Source organism: Chitinispirillales bacterium ANBcel5, assembly GCA_029688955.1.
Classification (GTDB): Bacteria; Fibrobacterota; Chitinivibrionia; order Chitinivibrionales; family Chitinispirillaceae; genus Cellulosispirillum; species Cellulosispirillum alkaliphilum.
The window spans coordinates 1-2,345 of the sequence record JARUKZ010000091.1 but is presented as its reverse complement, the minus strand read 5'-3'; the positions used below and the strand labels follow the sequence as shown (position 1 = coordinate 2,345).

Here is a 2,345-nt window from a genome sequence, read left to right as displayed (position 1 = left end):
TTATTGTGCGGATGTGGGGAGGTGGGTGAGTACCGATCCGGCGAGGGAATTTTGGGATCTGTATAATTACAATGGTGGAAATCCAATTAGTTGGGTTGACCCTAATGGTATGTATCGTATTAGTTATGGAGATTTACCAGGAGAACGTAATGTTTTTGTAATTCATATTGCCGATGAAATAAAACATTTTAATGAAGGAGGGAGAGGTAAAATTTTAGATAAAGTAGTGAAGAATTTTATTAGTCCGTTATTCTATTACGGAATTAAAGTGCCACTTGAATTTATAGGATTAATGCAACCGACAGTTCATGGTTTGAATGTTAGTGACGAGAGAGAATTGGAAATTAACAAAGCTCTATTTAGCGAAGAAGATCGTAAAAAATCTATAATTACAATGAGGGAATCGGAATTAAGGGAATGGGTGAGTGAAAATAAAGAAAAGTTTGGTGAGGATGCAGTAAAAAGTGTAGATGAGATTAAAGATGGTCTTAATAGAGGTTTTTGGGATGGAATGGTCAATTTTCTGAGAAGTCGATATGATGAATAAGACAGTAAAAATACCAGTAATTAGCCTACTATTACTATTGTTACAATGTAAATATTATGATTTCACAGTTGATAATAGTTCTTTATTTTATAAATTTGATAGTACATTGGTATGTATCTATAAGCACGATGTAAATTATATGATAACATATGCAAACATGGTTGAGAAACCACAACCAGAGTTTTCTCGTATCCATTTAAAACGTGTTATGGATACATTAAATTTATTTCTTAAAAAAGGTAGATCCAATTTTAATGCTAAGCTTCATGAAAGTGGTAGTTATGAATTAAAATTTACCGGAAAGATGGATAGTTTATATTTCGTTTCGTTTAGAGAAGCTGTTATATTGGAGAAACCACATAGATTACATGGTATCGCAGATGCACCTGTAATTGTAATAATGAATAAATCTACAATCCTGGATTCAATTGTAGCTGTTGAAATTATTAAACAATATCGAAATTTGGAGAACTACATTAGCTCAAAAGTGTGGGGGTTTGGAATCGGACTTTTACAATATAGATCTCTTTCTATGAACAAAGATAGACGACAAATACTTACATTAGATAGAATAATATCTGATAAAAGAAGAATTAAGTTACCTGATATTGAAGATGAGCTTGCGCGCGTTTTTCCACTTGAAAAATCACGGGCCCTTGTAGCAAACAGTAGAAATAAAAATCCTTCACCGTAGTGTTTTTTCGAATTACGCTAACTATGAAACATACTCCTCTAAGAAGTTTTCATTATGCTTGAAGGTTTCTTGCTCATATACTTTCACAATTGGAGGGACGGGGTGATTGTTAAAAAACCAACCCAGAAAAAAACCGGAATCACCCCAGAAAAGATTAGCCCTTTTGCCTGAAAATGAGATATTTGAAAAGAAATGTGCCCTTTTTCCTCTTCTGCTTAAGTTAGTGTATGGTACTTACGCTCCCAATCCCATCACCTTTTTTACTTTAAAAACAGTATTCAGTGACACATCGTGTATGCTTTTCTTACAGGCAGACCGTTTTCAATGTCTAAAGAAAGGCGGTTATACTATTTGAGTAATGCCTAATCATCCATTGCTGAATTCTTAGGTCTTCAAAGTGTTTTGCCGACAGCTCTTCAATGCTCTGCTGAATCTGATACTGACCTCCTCCCTGCCTATACCTTTAAAGGTGAAGTGCCGCAAAGCGTTTACCGTCTTCGTGCGCTTACAACCGGAGCATTAGATACAGAGGCAAACTGGGATGTTGCAGATCCTGACTCACTTCTGGAATCTGAGACGTTTACCACAAATAACAAATATGATGCGCTTGGTCGTATAATCGAGCAGACAAAGCCTGATGAAAGTGTCACTGTTGCAGAGTTTCACCAGTCTGGAGCCTTAAATAAAGTTAAAGTTCAGCTCAAAAGCGAAACTGATTTCACCGAATTTGTCACCGGTATCTGTTACAACGCCAAGGGCCAGCGCCAAAGAATCGATTACGGAAACGGGACCTTCACAGAATATGAATATGATGATAAAACCTTTCGCTTAACCTCGTTAAAAACAACAAGGGCCAGTAATAATAAGCTGCTTCAGGATATCGCCTATACCTACGATCCCGTCGGAAACGTTACAGAGATTGAGGATAATTCCTTTGATTCGGTATTCACCAATAATCAGGTAGTAGAGCCTAAATGCACTTATGAATACGATGCACTGTACCGCCTAACCCGTGCCACCGGTCGCGAGCACACCGGCTTAAACCAAAACACTCCACAACACGGAGATGAGTGGTTCAACCAGCATCTGGCGGATATTAATTTA

3 protein-coding genes are annotated in these 2,345 nt (G+C 37.0%); all 3 read left to right on the top strand.

The annotated features are described in order from the left end of the window. A partial coding sequence (locus tag QA601_18805) for an RHS repeat-associated core domain-containing protein (protein ID MDG5817153.1) occupies window positions 1–547 on the top strand: 547 nt, incomplete at its 5' end. Then, a complete protein-coding gene (locus QA601_18800; GenBank protein MDG5817152.1) occupies window positions 537–1,241 on the top strand; it encodes a hypothetical protein in 705 nt (234 codons plus the stop codon). The genes QA601_18805 and QA601_18800, both read left to right, overlap by 11 nt. Before the next feature lie 402 nt (window positions 1,242–1,643). Further along, on the top strand, window positions 1,644–2,345 hold a 702-nt coding region (locus QA601_18795), incomplete at its 3' end, for a hypothetical protein (protein MDG5817151.1).

What these genes read in the sequence shown, in the direction of transcription:
- QA601_18800 (MDG5817152.1), top strand. Translation starts at nt 537, where the DNA reads ATGATGAATAAGACAGTAAAAATACCAGTAATTAGCCTACTATTACTA.